The organism is Nocardiopsis sp. JB363 (genome assembly GCF_900143625.1).
In the GTDB taxonomy this organism is placed as follows: Bacteria; Actinomycetota; Actinomycetes; order Streptosporangiales; family Streptosporangiaceae; genus Nocardiopsis.
This window is the reverse complement of the sequence record NZ_FRFF01000020.1, coordinates 1-24,516: the sequence shown is the minus strand read 5'-3', so window position 1 is coordinate 24,516 and position 24,516 is coordinate 1. Positions and strand designations below refer to the sequence as shown.

Sequence of the window (24,516 nt, the reverse complement as noted above, 5' to 3'; positions counted from 1 at the left end):
TCTTCCTTTTCGGTCGGGGTTTGTGCTGCGCCGAAACCCCGATTACTGGGTGTGGCCGTCGTGGGTTGTGGCGGCACTCGACCCTCATGCCTGATCATGACTGTGGTTCCGGCCCTCGTGGCGTCGGACTGTCTTGAACGGGAGAGAACTGTGAGTGACGAATTGAGGAAGGGCACCCGGGTCTCGGGTGCCGGTCGCGCGGAGCTGGCCGCCGAGCTCAAGCGCCGCTACGACGAGGGGGAGAGTATCCGCGGTCTGGCCGCCGCCACGGGCCGTTCCTACGGTTTCGTCCACCGACTGTTGGGCGAGGCCGGGGTGGAACTGCGCGGACGCGGTGGAGCGACGCGCAAGGCGTGACGGCCGATGGCGTCGCCGTGGTTACCGACGAGTAAGGTCGGGGTGTCACCGACCCGACGGAGGAACACATGTCCCAGGTCCAGCAGGAGACCGGCGCGCGGCAGGCGCCCACCGAGGAGGAGCTGACCCGCGCGGGCCTGCGCCTGTCGGTGGAGGGTGCGGTCGCCCGCATCACCATCGACCGACCCGAGCGTCGCAACGCGATGACCGGACGCACCTGGACGACGATGGCCCACATCGGCCAGACGCTCCCCGGGGATGTCCGAATCGTGGTCATCGCCGGAGAGGGCGACATCTTCTCCGCGGGCATCGACCTCAACATGTTCACCCCCGAAGGGGTGGACGGGGAACGCTCCATCGTCGCCGGGCTGGCCGAGGGAGAGACGGACGACGCCGACCTGGACGCCTACATCGCCGAACTCCAGGAGGGCTTCCGCTGGTTGCGCCGTCCCGACCTGGTCACCATCGCCGCCGTGCGCGGACACGCCATCGGTGCCGGGTTCCAGCTGGCCCTCTCCTGTGACCTGCGTATCCTCGCCGACGACGCCAAGTTCTGCATGAAGGAACCCGCCCTGGGGCTGGTGCCGGACCTCACCGGCACCAAGCCTCTGGTGGACATCGTCGGCGTCCACCGCGCCATCGAGATCTGCCTGACCGCCCGCAAGGTCGGCGCGGAGGAGTCCCGCGAACTCGGTCTCGCCACCCTCGTGGTGGGTACCGACGAACTCGCGGGCGCCGTCGACGACGCCATCGCCGGGCTCCTCGCGGTGGACGCCGTCGCCGCCGTCGCCACCAAGGCGCTCCTCCAACAGGCCGCGGGCAACACCTTGGAGGAGCAGTGCGCCGCCGAGCGCAAGGCCCAGGCAGAGCGTCTCACCGCCCTGGCCAAGGGCATGGCCGCCGGCTCCTGATCCTGGAGCGCGGCCCGTGCCGTCGGGGGCGGGCGAGAGACCCGTATCACCGGGGTAATGCACCCGTCCCGTCCCCGGTCCGAGGCGATTTCTAGTACGCTGCTGCAAGCGGTCGTTCAATGCCGCGCGCATAAGAGCGCGCCGGGCCGCCAAGACGCGGAGAGCGTGTCGACCCGGTCGACGTCACTCTTGACCCGAAGAGCATCACGAACCCCACACGAAGCGGGGTCGCTTCCGCGTGTGATCAGGCGCGTTTGTGTGATTTCTTCGCTGGGTCCGCTGTGACCGTGTGGAGCCTTCCTCGAAACGCCGCCAAACGATGAGGAAGGTACACGTCACTTGACGACGGACACTGCCGTAATGCCTGCCTTCGACAGCCTTGGCCTGCCCAAGGACATCGTCGAGGAGCTGGCCAAGAACGGTGTGACCACCCCGTTCCCGATCCAGGCCGCCACCATTCCCGATGCTATCGAGGGCCGCGACGTCCTCGGCTGTGGCCGCACCGGATCGGGCAAGACCCTGGCCTTCGGCCTGCCGGTCCTGATGCGCTGCTCCGAGCGCCGCGCCGCCGCCAACCGCCCCCGGGCCCTGATCCTGGTGCCCACCCGTGAACTCGCGCACCAGGTGCGCGATTCCCTGCGCGACTACGCTCGCGTCGTGGGCGTGCGCGTGGGCGACGTGGTCGGTGGCAGCTCCTACACCCGCCAGATCAACGAACTGCGCCGTGGCGTCGACGTCCTCGTCGCCACCCCCGGCCGTCTGACCGACCTCATCGAACAGGGCGCCTGCGACCTGGGCGACGTCGAGGTCTCGGTTCTGGACGAGGCCGACCAGATGTGCGACATGGGCTTCATGCCGCAGGTCACCGAGCTCCTGGACCAGGTGCGCCCGGACGGACAGACGCTGCTGTTCTCGGCCACCCTGGACGGCGACGTCGACAAGCTCGTGCGCAGGTACATGAACGAGCCGCGCACCCACTCGGTGGACCCGCCGGTCTCCCAGGTCACCACCATGGAGCACCACCTGCTCAAGGTGCTGCCCCGTGACAAGAACAAGATCGTCACCCTGATCGCCGCGCGCGATGGCCGCACGCTCCTGTTCGTGCGCAGCAAGTACCGGGCCGACACCATCAGCGAGCAGCTGGCCGAGGCCGGAGTTCCCAGCGCCTCGCTGCACGGTGGCAAGACCCAGAGCGTGCGCACCCGCACCCTGGCCAAGTTCCGTGAGGGCAAGATCCAGGCCCTGGTCGCCACCGACGTCGCCGCCCGCGGCATCCACGTCGACGGTATCGACATGGTCGTCAACGTCGACCTGCCCACGGGGCACAAGGACTACCTGCACCGCGGTGGGCGTACCGCTCGCGCGGGGGCCTCGGGATCCGTGGTCTCCCTGGTCGCGCCGAACCAGCGCCGTATGGCCCGCCGACTGCTCGGCGACGCCGGCATCGAGCCCAAGCAGCACCTGGTCAACCCCGGGGACGAACTGCTCTCCGAGGTCACCGGTGCGCAGGAGCCCTCCTGGGAGCCGTGGATCGAGCCGCCGGAGCCCGTTCGCGAGCGTCGCGGCCGTGGCGGCCCCCGTCGCGGTGGTTACCGCGGTAACGGTGGCGGCTACCGAGGCGGTTACCGTGGCGAGGGCGGTGGCTACCGTGGCGATCGTCGTAACGACCGTGGTGACGGCGGCTACCGTGGCGAGCGTCGCGGCGGCGAGCGTTCCGAGGGCGGTTACGGCGGCGACCGTCGCAATGACCGTGGTGAGGGTGGCTACCGCGGCGACCGTCCCGAGGGCGGTTACGGCGGCGACCGTCGTGGCGGCGGCCCCCGCGGTGGTTTCCGCGGCGACCGTCGTGGCGGCGGCCCCCGCCGCGGTGAGCGTTTCGACTCCGCTCCGCGCTAGAGGTTGAACAGACGAGGGGCCCGGGACCGGCACATGCCGGCCCGGGCCCCTTCGTCATGGGTCGGAACATGTGTGTTTACGGTCCTTTACCACCCCTTCGCGTGTCCCCGAGGGTCCGGAACCGCCCCGAAGACGAAAGTGGTCGGGAAACCCCGAAGCCGCACTCGGGACCACCACGCCACCTGAAGGGGAACGCGTGACCGTCCTCAACAACGCTCTCGTCGCCCTCAACGACGCCTTCTGGACCTTCTTCGTCATCCCGTTGCTGGTCATCCTGGCCCTCTACTTCACCGTGCGCTCGGGGTTCGTCCAGGTCCGGCTGCTACCCGAGATGTTCCGCGTCATACGCAGCAGCCCCGGGATCGCCCCCGACGGGGGCCGGGAGATCTCCTCCTTCCAGGCCTTCGCGCTCTCGGCGGCCTCCCGTGTGGGTACCGGCAACATCGTCGGCGTCACTCTGGCGATCATGCTGGGCGGGCCCGGCGCGGTGTTCTGGATGTGGCTGATGGCCGCTGTCCTCGGTGCGGCCTCCTTCGTGGAGTCCACCCTCGCCCAGCTGTACAAGGTGCGCACCAGCACCGGATTCCGCGGTGGCCCCGCCTACTACATGCTCCACGGGCTGGGCCGGCGGTGGATGGGAGCGCTCTTCGCCGTCATCATCACCGTGACGTTCAGCCTCGTCTTCAACTCCGTCCAGTCCAACAGCATCACCGGGGCGGTCGGCACCACGATGGACGCCATCGGCGGCACCAGCGGGTGGGTGCTCGACGTGGCCGTCGGTCTGTTCCTGGTCGCCATCACCGCCGCCGTCATCTTCGGCGGAGTGCGCCGGATCGCCACCGTCGCCCAGGCCCTCGTCCCGCTGATGGCGATCCTCTACATCCTGCTCGGCGTCGCCGTGGTGATCCTCAACATCGAGGCCGTTCCCGGCGTCTTCGGCGCCATCTTCGGCCACGCCTTCGGGCTGCGCGAGGTCGCGGCGGGCGGCGTGGGTACCGCGATCCTGTGGGGGATGCGGCGCGGCATGTTCTCCAACGAGGCGGGCCTGGGTTCGGCGCCCAACGCCGGTGCGACCGCGTCGGTCTCCCATCCCGCCAAACAGGGCCTGGTCCAGACCCTGGGCGTCTACTTCGACACCTGGTTGGTCTGCTCGGTCACCGCGTTCATCGTGCTGCTGTACGGAACCGAGTTCAACCCGGACGTCGCCCCCATCGAGGTCGCCCAGACCGCGCTGGAGGGTTCGCTGGGCGGCTGGTCCATCCACGCCCTCACCGTCATCCTGTTCCTGCTGGCGTGGACGTCGGTCCTGGGCAACTACTACTACGGCGAGTCCAACCTGCAATTCCTGGACGCCACGCCCCGTCACATGACCTACTTCCGTTCGGCGGTCCTGGTCGCGGTCTTCGTCGGCTCCGTCGCCCCGCTGGCCGTGATCTGGACCCTCGCCGACATCTCCATGGGCGTCATGGCCACGGTCAACCTGTTGGCGATCGCCCCGTTGTCCACCGTCGCCTTCCGTCTGCTCGCCGACTACAGCCGGCAACTCCGCAACGGCCTGGACCCGCAGTTCAGCCTGGCCAAGATGCCCGACCTGCGGAACGTCACCGCCTGGGGATCGGCCACGGGGAGTCCGCCCGACGACCACGAGATCGAGGAGGAGGAAGCCACGGACCCGGAGGTCGGAGACGACGGGCAGGCCCCCGAAGAGGAAGACCCCGGCCGTGGAGACGACCGGGGCCCGGAGTCCAAGGACCATTAGGAGTCGAGGTCGGGGTCGGTGTCACCGCCCTTGGGCACCGCGGCCAGGTCGGTTCCCCGGGTCTCCCTGGACCACGTCACCGCCACCACGGTGACGACGCCGACCGCCGCCACGTACACGGAGATCGGCAGACTGGAACCGAAGGACGCCAGCAGCGCCGTGGCGATCAGCGGGGCCAGACCACCGGCCACGATCGACGCCAACTGGTAGCCGATGGAGGCGCCCGAGTACCGCACCCGGGTGCTGAACAACTCCGAGAAGAACGCCGCCTGCGGACCGTACATCGCCCCGTGCAGGATCAACCCGATGGTCGCGGCCAAGGTCACCGAGCCGAAGGTGCCCTGGTCGATGAGGGGGAAGAACGCGAACGCCCACAGGGACATCCCCACGGCCCCGAACGCGATGACCGGCCGCCGCCCCATCACGTCGGACAGGGCGCCCCACGCCGGGATGGTCACCAGGTGCACCGCGGAGGCGATCAGCACCGCGTTCAACACGGCTTCGTTGGCCAGTCCCGCCTGCTGGGTGGCGTAGACCAGGATGAACGCCGTGACCACGTAGTAGGAGACGTTCTCGGCCAGCCGGACCCCCATGGCCACGAGCGTCTCGCGCCAGTGGTGGCGCAGCACGTCGAGGATCGGGGCGCGCTCGGGGCCCTGGGACTTGCGGGCCTTGCGTGAGGCGTCCTTGAACACCTCCGACTCGGTGACCGCGAGCCGGATCCACAGACCGATGAACACCAGGACCCCGGACAACAGGAACGGGATCCGCCAACCCCAGTCGAGGAAGGCCTCGTCGGTCATCACCACGGCCAGGACCGCGAGGACGGCGGTGGCCAACAGGTTGCCGCAGGGCACCCCGGCCTGGGGCCACGACGCCCAGAAACCGCGGTTGCCCGGTTTTCCGTGTTCGGCGACGAGCAGGACCGCGCCGCCCCACTCTCCGCCCAGGGCGAATCCCTGGATGACCCGCAACAGGGTGAGCAGCAGGGGAGCGCCCACTCCGATGGCGGCGTAGGTGGGCAACAGGCCGATCGCGAAGGTGGCGCCGCCCATCAGCAGCAGACTCAGCACCAGGAGCTGTTTGCGGCCGATCCGGTCACCGTAGTGTCCGAAGACCACACCGCCCAGGGGCCGGGCCACGAACCCGACGGCGTAGGTACTGAAGGCCAACATGGTGCCGACCAGGGGGTCGGATTCGGGGAAGAAGACCACGTTGAAGACCAACGCGGCGGCGGCCCCGTACAGGAAGAAGTCGTACCACTCGATGGTGGTGCCGATGAGGCTGGCGGTGACCACCTTGTGGAAGGGGGTTTTTGGAGCGCTCTCGCCGGAGGGGGACGGCGTCGTTCTCGGTTCCATGGGCGCCAACGATAGAGACCTGGGTCACATCGTGGCCATAGGGGTGGAAGCCATACGCGCACTCTCGGTCATGTGGTCTTCTCCCGGGGTCGTCCACAGGTTGGTTTCCACCCGCGCGAACGAAAACGGTTTTCGGTTACCATGCGAGGAGTTCCCAACCGAATCTCACGGAGTACACCCGTGTCCGAACGGACCACACACGAGTCCGCCCCGTCCTCCTCGCTCGGCGACTCGCTCGCCCGTGGCTGGGACGACCGCGGAGACGAACTGCCCCCCGCCGATTGGGGGAGGCGACCCGGAGCACGCAGGACCGGCACGGTCTGGCTCTTCGCCCTGATCATCACCGCGATGGCCTTCGGCCACGCGTGGTTCTCCGATGAGCTGACCGGTCAGGCCTTCCTGGCCTGGGCCACCATCTTCACGGCCATCAGTTTCCAGGCCATGCCCTTCCTGGTCTTCGGGGTGGCCCTGTCCGCGGCCCTGGTCGCCTTCGTCCCGACCTCGGCCTACCGACGGTTCATCCCGGACAAGGCGAGCTACGCCGTCCCGGTCGCGGGTGCCTCCGGCGCCCTGCTGCCAGGGTGCGAGTGCGCCTCCGTGCCCATCGCCGGCAGCCTGATCAAGCGGGGGGTGGCGCCGGCCGCTGCGTTGACCTTCCTGCTCGCGGCGCCCTCCATCAACCCGATCGTCATGATCGCCACGGCGGTGGCCTTCGCCGGGCAGCCGGAGATGGTGCTCGCCCGCTTCACGGCGTCCCTGCTGGCGTCGGTGGTCATCGGTTGGATCTGGGTGCGGTTCGGTCGCACCGACTGGCTGCGCCTGCCCTCACAGAGCACGACCCCCGGGGCCTCCTCGTGGCAGGTCTTCCGCGAGTCGATGCTGCACGACATCATGCACGCCGGCGGCTACCTGGTGGTGGGCGCCCTGGCGGCCGCCACGCTCAACGTGATGGTGCCTCGGGAATGGCTGTTGACGGTGGCCGAGGCCCCCATCCTCTCGGTGCTGGTGCTCGCCGCGCTGGCCATCCTGCTGTCCATCTGCTCCGAGGCCGACGCCTTCGTCGCGGTCAGCCTCACCGACTTCTCACCCACCGCCAAGCTCGCGTTCATGGTCATCGGCCCCATCGTCGACCTCAAGCTCATCGCGATGCAGGCGGGCGTGTTCGGCTGGCGCTTCGTCGTCCGTTTCGCCCCCCTGTGCCTGGTGGTCGGCCTCCTCAGTACCTTCCTGATCGGAGCTCTGATCCTGTGAACCGCATCGCGCAGGGACTCACGCTCGTACTGCTCGGCGCCGCCGCGTTGACCAGCACCGTGCCCACCGACCTCTACCTGAACTGGGTCAAGGCGGGTTTCGGGCCCTTCCTGATCGCCGCCGGGGTCGTCATGGTCGTGCTCGGTGTCCTGGTCGTCGTGGCCGAGGTTCGCGGGGAGGGGGACACCTCGAAGGAAGAGGAGGTCGCCCCCGCCACGGTCGCGATGGACGCCTCGGGCCGGAACACCGGCGAAGTCCACGGCCATGACGAGGGCCACGACGGGCACGGTGACGACGGCCACGACCACTCCCGTGCCCCATGGGTGGCCTGGTTGCTCCTGCTCCCGGTACTGGCGGTGTTCGTGGTCGCCCCACCGGCCCTGGGCTCGTACACGGTGGAGAGCACCGGTGGTTCGGCGGGCCCACCGCCCCGGGACGAGGGCCGGGATTCCAAGTTCAACGACGCCCTTTCCGAGGCGGCGCCGGGCGAGGCGGCCCGGCTCGACATCCAGGAGTTCGTGATGCGGGCCTGGATCGACGACGAGCGTGAGATGGCCGACCGCGAGATCGAGCTGACCGGCTTCGCGGTCCCCAACGAGGAGGGTGAGGGCTGGTACCTGGCCCGACTGCAGATGGCCTGCTGCGCGGCGGACGCCGTGGTCAACAAGGTCCTCATCACCGACGAGCCGGCGCCCGAGACCGACAGTTGGTGGACGGTCCGAGGCACCTGGGTGGAGCCGGAGGGCGACCTGTACGACGTCTCCGAGCACGAGTTCGCCACCGAGGAGATGGAGGAGGTCACCGACCCACCGGACCCCTACGAGTAAGGGGCCCGTCCTTCGGCCCGATGGGGCCGTGGTCCCGCCACACCGTTGCCAGTTCTCGGTTTTGGGATGACCCTGGGTGACAATGAAGGCGTGTCAGAACCCCAGGAACGGCGACGGAAAAGGTGGCGATGGCTGCGCCCCCGATCCATCCGAGCCCGGGTGACGGTGTGGGCCACGACCCTGCTGACCCTTGTCATGCTGGTCACCTCGGTGGGTTCCCTCATGTTCCTCCGGGAGGTGACGCAGCAGCAGTTGAGGGACCAGGCCGCGGACTCGGCGCGCGACGTCGTCGAGTACATCATGGCGGACCGCTTTGACTCCTATATCCCGGTCTCCGAACCGATCCTGCGGTTGCAGATCGTCGATCGGGAGACCTCCGAGGTCCTCGCCTCCAGTGTCGCCCTGAGCGGCCTGCCCGCCCTGACCCTCCAGGAACCGGACGAGAACGACTTCCGCATGGACACGCTGGCCTGCGGTGAGACGGCGGGTACCGCACCCGACGACTGCTTCCAGGTGGTGGGTTACGGCGTCACCGACTCCGCCTACGGTGACGTGGTCGTCCTCGCCGCCACCCGCACCCCCCAGGTGCTGGCCGGACACACGCTCGAACTGGTCCTGGGCGGGATGGCGATCGTCCTGCTCGCGGGCACCGCCCTGATCCTCTGGTACGGGGTGGGACGGGCGCTGCGCCCGGTGGAGAGTATCAGCGCCGAGATGGACCGGATCTCCGTCGGCGACCTGCACCGTAGGCTCCCCGTCCCCCGCAGCGACGACGAGATCGCCCACCTGGCGCGCACCGCCAACTCCACCCTGGGGCGACTGGAGGAGTCGATGGTCCGGCAACGTCGCTTCGTCTCCGATGCCTCCCACGAACTGCGCAACCCCATCGCGGGCATGCGTACCAAGCTGGAGGTCGAGATCTCCGACCCCGAACCCGACCAACGCGCCCGAGAACGTCTGCTGACCGGTCTGCTCTCCGACACCGAACGGTTGGAGAACATCGTCTCGGACCTGTTGGAACTGGCCCGGATGGACACCGACGTCGCCATGATCCGCGAACGTATCGAACTGGGCTCCCTGGTACGGGAGGAGTTCACCGACCCGCGCCGACACACACAGGCGCACGTACACGAGTCCGAACCCGTGTACGTCGTGGTCAATCGGTTGCGTCTGGTGCGGGTGCTGACCAACCTCGTCGCCAACGCCGAGCGCCACGCCCATAGCCGTATCGACATCATCGTCGGACACGGCCGAGGGGCCGCGATCCTGGAGGTCCACGACGACGGTGCGGGAATCCCGGTCAAGGACCGCGAACGCGTCTTCGAGCGTTTCTCCCGGTTGCCCGAGTCCAAGCAACTCGACCCGGGCGGCAGCGGCCTCGGTCTGGCCATCTCCCGTGAGATCGTGCACGCCTACGGCGGCACGCTCGTGGCCGGCCACAGCGACATGCTCGGCGGAGCCCTGTTCACCCTGCGCCTCCCCGACCGTGAAGAGGCCGAGGACGGGGACGAGCCGGAGCGGCGCACATGAGCGTCGACGCTCCGGCCACGAGTGCGAAGGGATCACCCTCCCCAAAGCCGGAAACAGGCGCGGAGGGGGGACGCGCGCCCGACGCTTCCGGTGGGGGAGCCGGAACCGACCCCTCCGGAGGACTCACCGGGGACGGGGCGCGCCGCCCCAACTACTTCGTCATGGGCTTTGTCGGCGCGCTCGGTGTCCTCAGCGCCTGGCTGCTGGTGGAGGCCCTGACCGGGGTGCGGGCGGTCTTCCTCTACATCCTGGTGGCCCTCTTCCTCGCGATCGGCCTGAACCCGGTCATCGAACTCCTGCGTCGGCGGCTGCGGATGCCCCGATGGGCGGCGATCGTCACCGTGTGCCTGGTCCTGCTGGCCTTCGTGGCGGTGTTCACGTGGGCCATCGTGCCGCCCCTGACCGAGCAGGTGAGCGGTTTCGCCGCCGCCCTGCCCGGCGCCATCGATCACCTGCAGAACACGTCGTTCTTTCGCGCGGTGGACCACCGTTACAACGTGTTGGAACGCCTGGAGGGGCTGGTCACCGGGGGCGATTTCGGACAGCGGCTCTTCGGCGGTCTGGTCGGGGTGGGCCAGGTGGTGTTCAACTGGTTGTTCGCCCTTTTCACCGTGTTCGTCCTGACCCTGTTCTTCATGGCCTCGCTGCCCGGCATGATGGACGTCTCCTACCGGTTCGTGCCGCGCTCGCGCCGGGACGGGGTTCGCGAGATCGGTGACGAGATCGTACGGCGCATCGGCGCGTTCATCGCCGGGCAGTTGGTGGTGGCCGCCTTCGGTGGGGTGGTGGCGTTCTTCTTCCTCTGGGCGATCGGTTCGGCCTACGCGCTCACCCTGGCCTTGGTGGTCGCCGTCACCGCGTTGATCCCGCTGGTGGGAACCACCATCGGCGCGCTCGCGGCCGCGCTGGCCGTGGGGGTGAGCGACCTCTGGCTGGGGCTGGCCACGCTGCTCTTCTTCCTCGTCTACCAACAGATCGAGAGCTATGTGATCTCGCCGCGGGTGATGCGGCACGCCGTGGACGTCGCCCCTACGGCCAACATCACCGCGGCCCTGGTCGGCGGCGCGCTGCTCGGGCTGGTCGGGGCGCTGTTGGCCATTCCCACCGTCGCCGCGCTCACCCTGGTGCTGAAGAAGGTGGTCTTCCCGCGCTTGGAGCGGCGTTGACCACTCCGCCACCGGGGTCGGTCCCCGATCCCGGGAACGGAAGAGGGAAGGAGGGCGCGGGTCCGATGCGGTCCGCGCCCTCCTCGACCATGTGCGGTCCGGGAACGCCCGGAACGGTCCCCGCTAGCGGTCGCCGTCGTGCAGGGCGACCTCGTCCGGGGCCGGTCGGTCCGGTTCGTAGGGGAGGATCTCCCCGCCGTCGCTGTCGGTGACCCGCGGATCCTGCAGGATCTCCGGTTCCTCACCGGCGTGGTTCTGGGCGACCATGACGCCGGAGTAGCCGCTGTGGTCCTCCTCGGTGGCCACGAACGGCACCAGCCCAGGGCCCTCCCACTCCTGGGAATTGAGGGCCTGGATCAGGGTCTCCCGGTCCAGGTCGGGGCCGACCTCCATGAGCAACTGCGCGAGCAGGACCGCCTGCACCATGCCGTACATCGTGGTGTCGGTGAAGGGCGCGCCCTCGTTGTACTCGTCGTGGATCTCACGGAAGAACGCGGTCCACGGGTCGTCGGTCTGGGCCGCCATCGGGAGGAAGGAGGTGATGATCAGACCGTCGGTGAAGGCCTCCGGCGGCACGTCCTCGGCGGGTGTTCCCTCGGAGTACTGGCTGATCAGATCGGTGACGACCTCGACGTCACCACCGAAACTGGGTGCCACCCACTGCGGCTCGTATCCGATGGACTGGGCCTGGAGGATGGCCAGGCCCAGGAAGGCCGGGATGCAGTAGCAGACGGCGACGTCGGCCTTGGACTCCTTCATGGCCGCGATCTGACCGTCGAGTTCGGCGACACCGGGGTCGTAGTCCTCATAGGCGACGATGTCGTCGATGAGGTACTGCTCGATGCCCGCGTGCGAGGCCGGGCCGACATCGTCGTTCTGGTAGAGCAGACCGACGCTGTCATCGGGGAAGTTCTCCGAGATGTAGGCGCCCTGGACCTTCGCTTCCTTGGAGTAGTCCACCTGGAAGCCGTAGCTGTAGGGGTACTGCTCGGGTGAGTCCCAGGCCAGGGCCCCGGAGGAGACGAAGAGGTCCGGGATGCCCTTGTCGTTGAGGTCGTCGATCACGGCCTCGTGGGTGGGCGTGCCCAGCCCGCCGAGCATGGCGAAGATCTCCTGCTCGTCGATGAGGTCGCGCGTGACGTCCATGGTCTGCGCGGGGTCGAAGACGTCGTCCTCGACGCGGTAGTCGATCTGGCGGCCGTGGATGCCGCCGTTGTCGTTGATGTAGTCGAACACCGCGCTCGTGCCGGTCGAAACGTGCACGAAGCCCGGTGAGGCGGGACCGGTGAGGGGTTGATGGGTTCCGATGACGACGCTGTCGTCGGTGACCCCGGTGGTGAGGACGTCCGTGACGGACTCCTCTTCGCTCGACCCGGAGCCGCCGCACGAGGTCGAGAGAATCGCCACGGTGAGCGTCGAAGCGATGATTCTCAGTGGTCGCATGTGGTCTTCCTGAACTTTCGTGGTGCCTGCGCAGCGGGAGGCCCGTTCGGCCCGTGGGGGAAGACGGCTTCGTAGCTCGGGAGAGAGGGTTCGGGGGCTGGTTCCTACTCATCAGTACGTTACCGGCTAGTAAACATCATACGAATGAGAGCGACCACTGCAACCGCCGGTAACGCTGGGTTGTGTCACTCCAGGTCGCAGACGCGAAGGTGGGCCGAAGGGCCGGTTGGGGACCTTCGGCATCAAAGGCCGCGCGAGGGTCGCCACGCATTTTTCACGAAACCTTTATGGGTAACGGTTTTCATTGTGATGCCGAGTTTCGGGTAATAAGTCCGATCATGGGATCACTATTCGAATCGAAGTCGGTGGCTTTCCCCGACCTGCGTCAGATCTTCTCGGCGCTGTGGTCGATGATCTCCCGCGCCACGCGCGCGATCTGATCCGCGGCCTGGTTCACCGGGCCGTCGCGCCGCCAGACCAGCAGGTGTCGAAGCTGTATCGGGGCCCCCTCCAACTGGCGGACCACCACGCCCCGACCGGTATCGAAGTCGGACTGACAGGGGGCCACCGCCCGGCGGTCGGCGATCAGGTCGCGGATCTCCGATCGGTCGTGCAGCCGGTAGGGCACGTCGGGGCTGAACCCCGCCCGCTGGCAGGCCACGTAGAAGCACTCGGGCCAGCCGGTGCCGTCCGGGGGAGTGAGCGCCCAAGGGTAGTCCGCCAGGTCCTCCAGGTGGATGGAGGGTTTCTCGGCCAGTGGGTGGTCCACCCACAGCGCCACGTGCAGCGGATCCACCGCGAGCATCGCCCACGCCAACGGCCCGTCCGTGGTCAGGTCGCGATCCACGTAGTCGATGGTGGTTCCCAGGTCGAGGCGGCCGGCCCGGACCAGGTCGGTGACCAGCTTGGGGGAGTACTCGGTGCGCACGTGCACCGGGATCCCGGGGAAGACCTCCGGGAGCCGCCCGGACAGTTCCACGGTCAGTTGTCCGACCCCGCCGACGCGCAGTGCGGTGGGGGAGGCGCCGCGTGCACTGACGTCGTGCATCAGGTCGTCCATGGACAACAGTACGGAGCGTGCTCGGACCAGGACGAACTCGCCCAGTTCGGTCGGGCGGACCCCCGAGCGTCCCCGGTGGAACAACGCCCCGCCGACCTCGCGTTCGATCCGCTGCAACTGGGTGGTCAACGCCGGTTGCGAGGTGGACAGTGCCGCGGCCGCCTTGGTCACACTGCCGGTGTCGGCGAGAAGACAGACGGTGCGAAGGTGGCGGAGTTCGAGGTCCATGCGTGGAATCTAAGCCGCGTACCCCCTCTGTGTACAGACGGCTTGACCGGAAGCCTGGTGGTGAACGTCGTGTCCAGCACGAACGCCTCCGGGAATGTCGTCGTCCAGTACCTGGGTGTCCACAGCGGGGGACTTGTGGGATAAGGTGCGCAGCGTCACCATATAGTTGGACGACCTACTAAATCGCGAGACCCGCGAGGTGGGTCCCATGCGCACCAGGGCGCGTATCCGTGGGGGAGTTCATGGCGGTCGAACGCACGCTGCACACACCCGAGGCCGAACAACTCCTCGATCTGACCCGGGAGATCGTGGCCAAGGAGATCACCCCGCGCGTGGCCGAGGACGAGGAGAACTCCGTCTTCCCTCGCGAGGCCTTCACCACCCTGGGCCGCGCCGGTCTGCTGGGGCTGCCCTATTCCGGCGAGTACGGCGGTGGAGACCAGCCCTACGAGGTCTACCTCCAGGTCGTGGAGGAACTCGCCAGCGGCTGGCTCGCCATCGGCCTGGGCGTCAGCGTCCACACCCTGTCCTGCTACCCGCTGGCCGCCTACGGTGGCGAGGAGCGGAAGGCCGCGCTCCTACCCGACATGCTCGGCGGTGAACTCCTGGGCGCCTACTGCCTGTCCGAGACCGCCTCGGGTTCGGACGCCGCGGCCATGACCACCCGCGCCGAACGCACCGAGTCCGGATACAGGGTCAACGGCGCCAAGGCGTGGATCACCCACGGCGGACAGGCCGACTACTACTCGCTCTTCGCCCGCACCGGAGCCCCCGACTCCGGCGGCCGCGGCATCAGCTGCTTCCACGTGCCCGCCGACGCTCCGGGACTGGGCTCGGCGCCCGCCGAACGCAAGATGGGCATGCGCTCCTCCACCACCGCCGGAATGCTCTTCGACGACGTCGAACTCGACACCACCGCGCTGGTCGGAGAGGAGGACCGCGGCTTCTCCATCGCCCTGGCCGCTCTGGACTCGGGACGCCTGGGCATCGCCGCCTGCGCCGTGGGCCTGGCCCAAGCCGCCCTGGACGCCGCCGTCGCCTACTCCCGCGAACGCCACCAGTTCGGCTCCGCCATCGGTGACTTCCAGGGGTTGAGCTTCATGCTCGCCGACATGGCCACCCAGATCGCGGCCTCACGCGAGCTGTACCTCTCCGCGGCCCGCCTCCGCGACGCCGGACGCCCCTTCGGGAAACAGGCCGCCATGGCCAAGTTGCTGGCCACCGACACCGCCATGAAGGTCACCACCGACGCCGTCCAGGTGTTCGGCGGCTACGGCTACACCCGTGACTTCCCGGTCGAGCGCTACATGCGCGAAGCCAAGGTCCTGCAGATCGTGGAGGGCACCAACCAGGTGCAGCGTCTGGTGATCGGTCGTCACCTGGCCCGTGAGGCCGCCGCCTGAGCGGTGTTCCCCAGGCCGACGGGCCGCCGGGCCCTGGGCGGTCCTCAGCGACGCAACAGCTCCAGGGTGACCTCGGCCTGGTGCACCGTCGGCTCGACCGTGCGATCGGTGAGCACCGCCAAGGCCGACCGGTAGTCGGGGCCGCGCTCCAGGTCACCGAGCCACGCGGACTCGGGGCGCCCCCCGCCCTCCCAGTCCACGAGCCGTGCCCGGCCGTGCGGCGGGGTCACCGAGACCCGGCGTAGGCCACCCGACAACCCCAGCCCGGTGGCTTTGAGCAGGGCCTCCTTGCGTGCCCAGTAACCGAAGAAGGCTCCCACCCTCTCGAACTCGGGCAGTGCGTCCCACTCCTGACGCTCGACGTCGGCCAGCGTGTAGGCGGCCAGCCCGTCCAGGTCGCGCGAGTCCGACACCCGCTCCACGTCCACCCCCACCGGGGTTCCCGCGGCCAAGGCCAGCACCACCCACTCGCCGGAGTGGCTCACCGACATCTCCCAGCCGTCGGCGGCACCGACCGGTATCGGTTTGCCGTGCGGGGAGGCGTCCTGCCCGCCGGCCCCGGTACGCGCCTTGTCCTCGCACGATCGGCAACGCAGATCGAAGAGGACGTCCTCGGGCGCGCAACCGGCGTGTTCGGCGAGCACCAGGCGAGTCAGGGCCCGCCCGATCAGGTGACGGTCCCGGTCGGCCTGAAGTCGGAATCGCGTGTTGCGGGTGCGTTCGGCCTCGTCCAGCAGACTCAGCAGACGGTCGCTCGCGGCGGAGGTGTGGGCCCACCACACCGTGGGCTCAAGGGTCGATGAACCAAGGGTCATGTCCTCCATTGTGGCCGATCCCCCGGTCATGGGGGTGTGAGCGCGAGTGGGAGCGGGCATTCGGTAAGTGGCAGGTCGGCCCGTCCCCTTGGAGGCTCAGATGTCTGTCGTGATGATGTTCGGAGCGGGAGCCCTCATCGGGCTCGTCGCCCTCACCGTCGTCTTCCTGGTGACCCTCCTCACCGAGAGGCCCGTGGGACAGCGAACACAGGAGAGCGAGGAAGCACAGGCCCCGGACGCGCAACGGCGTGACCGGTCCGTACTCTGATTCGATGGTGGAGGCGGCGCCCGTGCCGCGCACCACCGATCGATCGAGGAAGGGCCGGTGAGCATGGCCGAGGAGAGCCGTCCGACGTTCGGCGCCGAACGGCGAGAACGCGTCCTGGAGCTGGTCCGCGCCAACGGCAGCATGTCCCTGCGCGACCTGGCCGCCAAGGTGCGGGCCTCGGAGGTCACGATCCGTCGTGACGTGCGCGCCATGGAGGCCGAGGGGTTGCTCGACCGCCGCCGCGGCGGTGTCGCCCTGCCCGGCCGTATCGGGCACGAACAGAGCTACACCGGGAAGAGCGACCAGTGCGCCGCGGAGAAGGCCGCCATCGCCGTCGCGGCGGCGCGCCTGGCCCGTCCGGGCGACGCCATCACCATCGGCCCCGGCAGCACCGCGGAGGCCTTGGCCCGCGCCTTGCGCGGCCACGGCGACCTGACGGTGGTCACCAACTCGTTGCCGGTGGCCGACGCCTTGGCCGGCGCCAACGGGGTGGAGGTCGTCATGACCGGTGGCACGGTGCACGCGCCCATGCGGGCGCTGGTCGGCGCCGCCGCCGAGGCCGCGCTCGCCGGGCTTCGGGTCAATCGGGCCTTCCTGTCCGGCAACGGGGTCAGCGCCGAACGGGGCCTGAGCACCCCGAATCCGGCCGTGGCCGGCATCGACCGGGCCCTGTCGGCCTGCGCGGAGGAGACCATCGTCCTGGCCGACCACACCAAGGTCGGCGCCGAGACCATGATGCCCACCGTCGCCCCGGAGAACATCGCGCACCTGGTCACCGACTCGGGCGCCGACCCCGAGGTGATCATGACATTGGAGGAGATCGGAGCCTTGGTGCACGTCGTCGTGGCCGCCGAAGAACGGGGTCAATGACGACTCGACGCGAGTGCGCGTCGGCGTCGGATACTTCCGGAAGAACACATCGCCCGCGATTCGCGCCGACTTGTGCGGTGAAGGCCCGATGCGTGATCCTGTACACACTTACTCGCCGGTAAGACCGTCCGCACACGACCCTTTCGACGCCAGGAGCCGACACGCATGCCCTCCGAACCGACGCACCTTCCGCCCGCGCCGGTGCGGGTCACACCCGAACCCGTGGCGCTCCCCGAACCCTGGCGCGGCTCCCGACTGACTGTGGTCGTGCCCACCTACGACGAGGCCGAGAACCTTCCCCGGCTGGTCGCCCGCCTGGTCGCACTGGACCTGCCAGAGCTGCGCATCGTGGTCGTCGACGACAACTCGCCCGACGGCACGGGGGAGATCGCCGACAAGCTCGCGGTGGAGCTCGGCGGTGACCGGACCGGGAAGCTCACCGTGGTGCACCGCACCAAGAAGGACGGACTGGGCCGGGCCTACGTGGAGGGCATGACCCGGGCCCTGGACGACGGTGCCGACTACGTGGTGCAGATGGACGCCGACCTCAGCCACCCGGTCGGGTACGTCCCCCAACTGCTGGGCACCCTGCACTCCACCAACGCCGGAGTGGTCATCGGCAGCCGCTACGTGCCCGGCGGCAGCCTGTCCGAGGCCTGGGGGCTGCGCCGCCGCCTGCTCAGCGGCTGGGCCAACGCCTACGTCAAGGCGGTACTGGCCATCCCGGTGCGCGACGTCACCGCGGGCTTCAAGATCTGGCGTGCCTCGGCTCTGCGCGCCCTGAACCTGCCCGGCATCGAGAGCACCGGCTACGCCTTCCAGGTGGAGATGCACTACCGGGCGTTCCGTCGTGGTCAGAAGATCGTGGAGGTGCCCATCCACTTCGAGGATCGGGTGGAGGGCGAGAGCAAGCTCGATGGGGCGGTGGCCCTGGAAGCGGTCCTGCGACCGCTGCGCCTGCGTCGCGCGGAGAGCTCAAGACGCCGCACCTGACCGCACGCCGTCCGGGGGTCCCGCACCCTCCGGTGCGGAGAATCGCGCGGATCCCTGTGCCTCCGCCGCGCCCTTGGGTACCAAGGGAGGAGAGGGAGAGGAGGTACGCGTGATGACCGACAAGCGCTACGACGTCGACACCGACATGGGCGACGACCCGGAGGCGAGTGAGATCGCCCAGGTCGAGCGACGAGTCGAACCGGAGCACGACATCCAGGGGTACGAATTCGAGGATGACGACACCGGGGGCGGACGCGGCATCGACGAGGCGGTGCGCGACGAACGCAGCGATGTCCTCCCCAAGGACAACTGGGGCGGGGAGACCGAGAGCACCGAGGAACAGGCCATGCGGGTGGTCGACGACGGTGCCACCGAGGACACCGGGGAGGGAGCGGCCGTCAGGGACGGTCGGTTCGAGACACCCGAGAGCGGTCCGGTGCGGGACGAGTTCTCACCGGCGACCCGACACGGGAGGCCCGATCGCACCAGGGACCAGGGGGGATACGTTCCCGACGCCGATGATCCGGCGGACCCGCACGAGCCCGACAGGTGAACACCGGCCCCGGACGCCCCGAGCGGGCTCCGGGGTCTTCGCGTTCCCCGGCGTCGTTCCTCGACCATCGCGCTTTCGGTGGTGATGAGGACGGTGACTCGGGGAAGGACCTGAGATGAGGAGGTGGTCCACGTGATCGAGATTCCCTATGACGTGAACCTGGACCTCGGAGACGACCCACAGGCGACGGAGGTCGCCCAGCGCGACATGGTCATCGACTCCGACTTCAACGTCCTGGACTACGACTTCGAGGACGACGACAGTCGCGGCCGGACCGGGATCACCGACGGCGTCCGCGCCGAACACCTGGGCGTGGCCATCCCGCGCCAACGCTGGGGTGGTGAACGCAGCGCGGAGGAGGAGGCCCTGAGCGTGGTCCCCGATCCCGACGCCGTCACCGACCGGCCACCCGAGGGTTACGAGGACGATTGATCGGACGCACCGGGGGAACCCCCGTTCCGACGTACACCCGCGCTGGACCCGGGACAGGACCGCATCGGAGGCCCCGACACACCGCAGAAGCGCAGCGGTCGCTCGTGCGGTGACTCCTCCACGGCCGCCGACCCGACCTCGGCGGGCGCGCCCCGGGTCGCTGCGTCCCGACCCTCGGCTTCGGCTTCGGGCATCCGACCGCGCGGCAACGCCAAGGCGCACAGCGCCGCGGCCACGGCCAGCCCGGCCAGGATGAGCATCGCCGTGCCGAAATGCTCGGCCAGCCCCGTGGTCCCCTCCGTGCCACCGCCCTCCCCGGTCGCGCCGCCGATCCCCGCCAGGGCCGGGATCGCCGCCACACCGATCAGCTGCGCCCCGCGCGCGAACGTGTTGTTCACCCCCGACGCCAATCCGGCGTGCCGTTCGGGCACGGATGCCAGCACCGTCGCGGTCAGCGGCGCCACCGTGGTGGACATGCCCAGTGCCACCAGCAGCACCCCGGGGAACACCTCGGCGAGGTAGGGGGCCTGTTCACCGATCCGCGACAACCAGAACAGCCCGCCCGCCAGCAATAGCGGACCCACCACCAACTGGAGGCGCGGGCCGATCCTCGCGGCCAGCTTCCCCGAACGGGCCGAGAGCGTCAGCATCAGGATCGTCAATGGAAGGGACGCCGCCCCCGCGGCGATCGGTGAGTACCCGGCGACCTCCTGCAGGTAGATGACCATCAGGAACAGCAGCGTCCCCAGAGCCGCGTAGATCACCACCGTGGACGCGTTCGTCACGCTGAACGGCACCGACCGGAACAACCCCAACGGCAGCATGGGGTCGCGCTTGCGGGCCTCCACCACCACGAACACCACGAGCGCGAGCACACCGATGACCGCACCGGTCCACACCGCCGGGGTGCCGCCCTCGGCGCCCCACTGGATCAGCGCGTAGGTGATCCCGCCCAACGCCACCACGCCCAGCAGCGCGCCACCGTAGTCCAGGCTTCCCGAGGCGGAGGTGTCCCGCGACTCGGGCACCTTGTAGTGGGCGATCACGAGCACCGCCACCGCGAGCGGCAGGTTGATGAGGAAGATCAGCCGCCAGTCGCCGATCTGGACCAACCACCCGCCCACGAACGGGCCCACCGCCGATGCCACGCCCGTCAGCCCCGACCACGCGCCGATCGCCCGTGCCCGGTCCTCCTCGCGGAAGCCCGCCTGCAGGATGGCCAGACTTCCCGGGGTCAGCAGTGCGCCGCCCACCCCCTGGGCGACCCTCCCCGTGATCAACCACTCCAGTGTCGGAGCGAACGTGCACAGCGCCGAGGCCAGCGCGAACACCGCCACCCCGATCATGAACAGCCGCACCCTGCCGAACCGGTCCGACAGCGACCCGCTCAGCAGGATCAGCGCCGACAACGTGACCATGTACCCGTTGACGATCCATTGCAGACCGGACAGCCCGGTGCCCAGGTCCTGTTGGATGGCGGGCAGCGCCACCGTGACCACCGTCGAGTCCAGGAACGCCATGCCCGAAGCCATGACCGTGGCCGTCAACATCCACCGCGCGGTGGGCGTACCCCAGGCCACTCGCCCTGCGGAGGACGGCGTCGAGACCGAATCACTCATGTGCCACTCTTCCCCGGATCCGGGTCCGACCGAACACGGACCCCCGCCCGAAAGCGAGGGTCCGCGTCCTCCCCGTGCGGCCGGCCGATCACGACCGTGCCGCTATTCGCTTCCGAGAGCCCCGGTGATGGACGTTCCCGCGGCGCGCCGGGCGGGCAGCACCGCGGAAAGGAGACCGGCCACGATCGCCACCGTGATGAACACCGCGATCTGTTGACCGGGGAAGGTGAACACCAGGTTCGGCAGCACCGCGACGGAGGCCGCCCACCCGAACACCACGCCCAGGACGATGCCGACCCCGGCGCCGATCAGACACAGCAGCACGGCCTCGATCGCGAGCATCCGGCGCAGCTGCGCCTTGGTCAGCCCCAGGGCCCGCAACATCGCGGACTCACGTGTGCGTTCCAACACCGACAGGGCCATGGTGTTGGAGATGCCGAACACCGCGATGATGATGGCCAGCCCCAGCATCGCCGCGATCGTGTAGAACGCGACGTCCATCATCTCGGAGAACTGGTTCTTGACCTCGGCGTCCGAAGCGACCTGTAGCGTCGGATGGTCGTCCACGGACGAGTAGACGGCCTCGCGCAGTTCGGCGGGATCGGCTTCCGGCACGCCCCGGATCATCAGGTGGGAGTCCTGGGTCCCCTCGGGGAAGATCCGCTCGTAGTCCTCGGTGATGACGGTCGCCCCGAAGAAGGTCTGCATCTCCTCGGCCACCGCGACGATCTCGAACTCCAGCTCGCCTTCGGGGGAGGCCAGGCCGACGGTGTCGCCCACGCCTTTGTCGACGGCGAAGTCCTCGGAGAGGATCACGGTCCCCGGGCCCAGGTCGGCCAGATCGCCCTCCACCAGGTCGGCGGTGAGATCGGTGCCGGGTTCCGCGCCGTGGTAGGTGGTGACCGGGATGGTGCCGTCGCTTCCCTCCATGGCGACGTCGGACTCGGTGTAGTCGTAGCGCTCACTGAACACCGATTCGATGGACGGTTCCCGCTCCAGGTCGGAACGCACCTGGTCGGGGATGAACGAGAAGTCGACGGGGAGCTCGTCCCCGGTCTCCTCGGCGTCCTCCTCGACGGAAGCGTCCGCGACCTCACCCTCCGGGGCGAACTGCGGGTCGATCCGGTAGTCCGCCGGGAACTCGTCGTCCAGAATCTTGGTCATGGTCGACTCGACCGTGGCGCTCACCACCGAGTACCCGGTGATGAGGGTGGCGCCCACGGTCAGGGCGATCATGGCGGTGGCGGCGCGGCGCGGGTTGCGGGTGGAGTTGTCCACCGCGAGCATGCTCGGCACACCCATACGGCGCAGCGGCAGGCCCAGCACACCCGCACACCAGCGCACCAGCAGTGGGCCGAGCACGACCACGCCCAGGAAGGCGAGCAGCGCCGCACCGGTCACGACGAACAGGTTCACCGGGTGCGGGCCGACCAGCCGGACCCCGGTGACCAACACACCCGAGACCATGAAGGTCAGCACACCGAACACCACGCGGGGCCATCCGGTGCCCTTCTCCAGACCGGCCGCGGTGGCGCTGGTGCGCAGCGCCGCCAACGGGGACACCCGGGTGGCGCGCATGGCCGGGACCAGCGCGGAGAACACCGTCATCAGGGTGCCGACCAGTAGACCGGCGAGGATCGCGTTCGGGTTGATCACGACCGCGGCGACCACGTCGGCGCCGAGGAGGGGACCACCGATCCAGGCGCCGAGGAAGCCCGCACCGACCCCGGCCGACACGCCCAGGACCGAGGAGACCAGGCCGACCACAAAGGACTCGATCAGCACCGAACGGAAGACCTGACCGCGCTTGGCGCCCACACAACGCAGCAGGGCCATCTCGCGCTGACGCTGGGCGATGAGGATCGCGAACGTGTTGTAGATGACGATCGAGGCGACGAACATCGCGATCACGCCGAACAGCAGCAGGGAGATGCGCAGGATCCCGCTCTGGGCGCCTCCCTGCCCGGCGAGCCTTTCACCGTAGGCGGTGCCGGACTCGACCTCGGCCGCGTCCCCCAGGAGCGCGGCGACGCTCGTGGCGACGTGCTCCTCGGTGGCGCCCTCGGCGGCCAGGACGTCGATCTCACCGAAGCCCTCGGCCCCGGTCATCTGTCGGGCGACGTCCTCGGTCATGACCACCGCGCCGCCGAAAACGTACTGGGGATCGATTCCGAAATTGACCAGCCCGGTGACGGTGAACTCCCGCTCCCGACGATCGGGGTCGAGCAGGGTGACGGTGTCGCCCACCTCGAAACCGGTCTCGGAGGCGGTGGTGGTGCTCAGGGCGACCTCGTCCGCGGTGGTGGGCAGGGCGCCCTCCCCCGCGGTGAAACGGGTGGCCTCGCCCACGGAGACGCCCAGGGGCGGCACGCTGCCGACGGCGCGTCCCTCGGCGTCGAGCAGGACCGTGTGGCCGTTGACCACACCGTCCGCGGCGGCGACCTCGTCCAGGGAACGGATCTGTTCCAGGTGTTCTTCGGTGAGGGGTTCGGGCTCCAGGTACTGACCCGCTTCATCCTGCTGTTCGGCGGCCACGGCGATGGTGTCGACGTTGGTGGCCGACCCCATCACGGATTCTTCGTAACTCGCTTCGAGGGTGTCGGCGAAGACCATGGTGCCGGAGATGAACATGACTCCGAGCAGGATGGCCAGGGTGGTGGTGACGTAGCGGGCCTTGTGCATACGAAGGCCGGCCAGGGTGGTGCGGAGCATGGCGGAGATGACTCCTGGATCATGCGGCCGGGCTGTGCGGCCGGGGACGGGGTCGTGTTCGGGCGTGTTCAGCACGCTAGGTTCGGAAAGCGCCCGAAACCTCCACCCACGGGCCGAACCGGGGATGGGCCAAAGGCATGTCCTGGGGCGGTTTCGGGACGCCTAAGTGGGTTCGCGCCCCCTACTTTCGTCGGGGACCCGCCGGCTCTGAGGAACCGCCGTGGCCTCCTGACACCGAGGACCAGGGTGAACGCCGCGGGTCGACGATCGGACCGACGCGATGACGCGCCCCCTGGGGGCCGATGGCCTCCCACCGCCACCGGCCTACACTCGGTCGCGTGAGAACCCGGCTGAGAGAACAGGTGGATCGCGCGGCGGCACTGGCGCGGCACAACGGACAGTGGTGGTGGAACCGTCGGCTGCGCATCGCCGACTGGTGTTTCGCCCTGTTCACGCTGCCCTTCAGCGGAGTGGCGATGCTGGCCGGGCTCGGCGGCGGGCTGGGTGCCTTCTCGGTGCTGTTGGGGGTGTACGTGGAGTCCATGGACTCCACGGGCGACGCCTGGTGGATCCTGCTCACCGGGTTCTTCGTCCTCTTGATCTCCGGAATCCTCGCCTCGTTGACGATGCTGTGGCGGCGAAGCCGTCCCAAGTGGCTGATGCTGGCCGGGTTGCTGTTGTTGGTGCTGTACGGCAACCCGATCCCGCTGATGGTGGGGCTGTACTCCTACCCGGCCTACTTCAACGACCGCAGGCTGCTCACCGGCTGGTTCGCCCTGAGCTGTCTGGCCGTGGCGAGCGTGTTCAACACCGCGGTGATCTCCTACGTCATGACCGTCATGACCATCCTGGTCCTACCGACCATCGCCGGGTTGTGGATCGGTACGCGGCGTGAGCTCGTGGAGCGGTTGCGGGAGCGGGCCGAGCGGTTGGAGCGTGAGCAGCACATGATGGCCGAGCAGGCGATCACGGCTGAGCGCACGCGCATCGCTCGGGAGATGCACGACGTGGTGGCGCACCGGGTGAGTCTGATGGTGTTGCACGCCGGTGGCTTGGAAGTGT

21 protein-coding genes are annotated in these 24,516 nt (G+C 68.9%); 15 read left to right on the top strand and 6 right to left on the bottom strand.

What is annotated here, in order from left to right; all coding sequences use genetic code 11:
• Nucleotides 1-150: 150 nt before the first annotated feature.
• From BQ8420_RS04285 to BQ8420_RS04270, 4 genes are all read left to right on the top strand, one after another.
• Nucleotides 151-357, top strand: coding sequence for a helix-turn-helix domain-containing protein (locus BQ8420_RS04285; RefSeq protein ID WP_087096500.1), 207 nt, complete (start codon nt 151-153; stop codon nt 355-357).
• Between the two features lie 68 nt (nt 358-425).
• Nucleotides 426-1,268, top strand: coding sequence for an enoyl-CoA hydratase/isomerase family protein (locus BQ8420_RS04280; protein WP_087096499.1), 843 nt, complete (start codon nt 426-428; stop codon nt 1,266-1,268).
• A gap of 360 nt (nt 1,269-1,628) precedes the next feature.
• Entirely contained in the window at nt 1,629-3,164 is a 1,536-nt protein-coding gene (locus BQ8420_RS04275; protein ID WP_200815788.1) for a DEAD/DEAH box helicase, read from the top strand.
• Between the two features lie 196 nt (nt 3,165-3,360).
• Nucleotides 3,361-4,923, top strand: a complete 1,563-nt coding sequence (locus tag BQ8420_RS04270) for a sodium:alanine symporter family protein (RefSeq protein WP_087096497.1) — start codon at nt 3,361-3,363, stop codon at nt 4,921-4,923.
• Here the strand turns inward: BQ8420_RS04270 and BQ8420_RS04265 are convergent.
• Entirely contained in the window at nt 4,920-6,284 is a 1,365-nt protein-coding gene (locus BQ8420_RS04265) for an MFS transporter (protein ID WP_160049270.1), read from the bottom strand. The genes BQ8420_RS04270 and BQ8420_RS04265 overlap by 4 nt on opposite strands.
• A 180-nt stretch (nt 6,285-6,464) precedes the next feature.
• On the opposite strand from BQ8420_RS04265, the gene BQ8420_RS04260 reads away from it, so the two are divergent.
• The 4 genes from BQ8420_RS04260 (at nt 6,465) to BQ8420_RS04245 (ending at nt 11,058) form a co-directional block, all read left to right on the top strand.
• Complete coding sequence (locus tag BQ8420_RS04260; RefSeq protein ID WP_087096495.1) at nt 6,465-7,535, top strand: permease; 1,071 nt, start codon at nt 6,465-6,467, stop codon at nt 7,533-7,535.
• The gene (locus BQ8420_RS04255) at nt 7,532-8,362 is read left to right on the top strand and encodes a TIGR03943 family putative permease subunit (protein ID WP_087096494.1); all 831 of its coding nucleotides are present in this window, start codon (nt 7,532-7,534) and stop codon (nt 8,360-8,362) included. The genes BQ8420_RS04260 and BQ8420_RS04255 overlap by 4 nt, the downstream gene beginning before the upstream one ends.
• A gap of 90 nt (nt 8,363-8,452) precedes the next feature.
• Nucleotides 8,453-9,892 carry a cell wall metabolism sensor histidine kinase WalK gene (locus BQ8420_RS04250; protein WP_087096493.1) on the top strand — a complete coding sequence of 480 codons (1,440 nt, stop codon included), beginning with the start codon at nt 8,453-8,455 and terminating at the stop codon, nt 9,890-9,892.
• Nucleotides 9,889-11,058 carry an AI-2E family transporter gene (locus tag BQ8420_RS04245; protein ID WP_087096492.1) on the top strand — a complete coding sequence of 390 codons (1,170 nt, stop codon included), beginning with the start codon at nt 9,889-9,891 and terminating at the stop codon, nt 11,056-11,058. Before BQ8420_RS04250 ends, BQ8420_RS04245 begins: the two co-directional genes overlap by 4 nt.
• A 123-nt stretch (nt 11,059-11,181) precedes the next feature.
• Here the strand turns inward: BQ8420_RS04245 and BQ8420_RS04240 are convergent, their stop codons facing one another.
• Nucleotides 11,182-12,501, bottom strand: a complete 1,320-nt coding sequence (locus BQ8420_RS04240; protein ID WP_087096491.1) for an ABC transporter substrate-binding protein — start codon at nt 12,499-12,501, stop codon at nt 11,182-11,184.
• A gap of 385 nt (nt 12,502-12,886) precedes the next feature.
• The gene (locus BQ8420_RS04235; RefSeq protein WP_087096490.1) at nt 12,887-13,789 is read right to left on the bottom strand and encodes a LysR family transcriptional regulator; all 903 of its coding nucleotides are present in this window, start codon (nt 13,787-13,789) and stop codon (nt 12,887-12,889) included.
• Nucleotides 13,790-14,031: 242 nt separating this feature from the next.
• On the opposite strand from BQ8420_RS04235, the gene BQ8420_RS04230 reads away from it, so the two are divergent.
• Nucleotides 14,032-15,192 (top strand): acyl-CoA dehydrogenase family protein, encoded by a 1,161-nt coding sequence (locus BQ8420_RS04230; protein ID WP_087096520.1) that lies wholly within the window; start codon nt 14,032-14,034, stop codon nt 15,190-15,192.
• A gap of 44 nt (nt 15,193-15,236) precedes the next feature.
• On the opposite strand, the gene BQ8420_RS04225 is transcribed toward BQ8420_RS04230, so the two are convergent.
• A complete protein-coding gene (locus BQ8420_RS04225) occupies nt 15,237-16,007 on the bottom strand; it encodes a 4'-phosphopantetheinyl transferase superfamily protein (RefSeq protein WP_087096519.1) in 771 nt (256 codons plus the stop codon).
• 100 nt (nt 16,008-16,107) lie between these two features.
• Here BQ8420_RS04225 and BQ8420_RS32205 point away from each other — a divergent pair, with 100 nt between their 5' ends.
• The 5 genes from BQ8420_RS32205 to BQ8420_RS04205 all read left to right on the top strand — a co-directional run bounded on the left by BQ8420_RS32205 (nt 16,108) and on the right by BQ8420_RS04205 (nt 19,123).
• A complete protein-coding gene (locus tag BQ8420_RS32205) occupies nt 16,108-16,275 on the top strand; it encodes a hypothetical protein (protein ID WP_200815786.1) in 168 nt (55 codons plus the stop codon).
• A gap of 63 nt (nt 16,276-16,338) precedes the next feature.
• Entirely contained in the window at nt 16,339-17,145 is an 807-nt protein-coding gene (locus tag BQ8420_RS04220) for a DeoR/GlpR family DNA-binding transcription regulator (protein WP_087096489.1), read from the top strand.
• 165 nt (nt 17,146-17,310) lie between these two features.
• Nucleotides 17,311-18,138: a polyprenol monophosphomannose synthase gene (locus BQ8420_RS04215; protein WP_087096488.1), complete on the top strand. Its 828-nt coding sequence runs from the start codon at nt 17,311-17,313 to the stop codon at nt 18,136-18,138.
• Between the two features lie 112 nt (nt 18,139-18,250).
• Nucleotides 18,251-18,691 (top strand): hypothetical protein, encoded by a 441-nt coding sequence (locus BQ8420_RS04210; protein ID WP_087096487.1) that lies wholly within the window; start codon nt 18,251-18,253, stop codon nt 18,689-18,691.
• Nucleotides 18,692-18,823: 132 nt separating this feature from the next.
• The gene (locus BQ8420_RS04205) at nt 18,824-19,123 is read left to right on the top strand and encodes a hypothetical protein (protein WP_087096518.1); all 300 of its coding nucleotides are present in this window, start codon (nt 18,824-18,826) and stop codon (nt 19,121-19,123) included.
• On the opposite strand, the gene BQ8420_RS04200 is transcribed toward BQ8420_RS04205, so the two are convergent.
• Both BQ8420_RS04200 and BQ8420_RS04195 read right to left on the bottom strand, forming a co-directional pair.
• On the bottom strand, nt 19,108-20,742 hold the full coding sequence (locus BQ8420_RS04200; protein ID WP_087096486.1) for an MFS transporter: 1,635 nt from the start codon (nt 20,740-20,742) through the stop codon (nt 19,108-19,110). The two genes, BQ8420_RS04205 and BQ8420_RS04200, sit on opposite strands and share 16 nt — an antisense overlap.
• 102 nt (nt 20,743-20,844) lie before the next feature.
• Nucleotides 20,845-23,454 (bottom strand): ABC transporter permease, encoded by a 2,610-nt coding sequence (locus tag BQ8420_RS04195; protein ID WP_087096485.1) that lies wholly within the window; start codon nt 23,452-23,454, stop codon nt 20,845-20,847.
• Between the two features lie 338 nt (nt 23,455-23,792).
• Here BQ8420_RS04195 and BQ8420_RS04190 point away from each other — a divergent pair.
• Nucleotides 23,793-24,516 (top strand): histidine kinase (locus BQ8420_RS04190; RefSeq protein WP_235005915.1); only part of this gene is annotated, 724 nt, incomplete at its 3' end.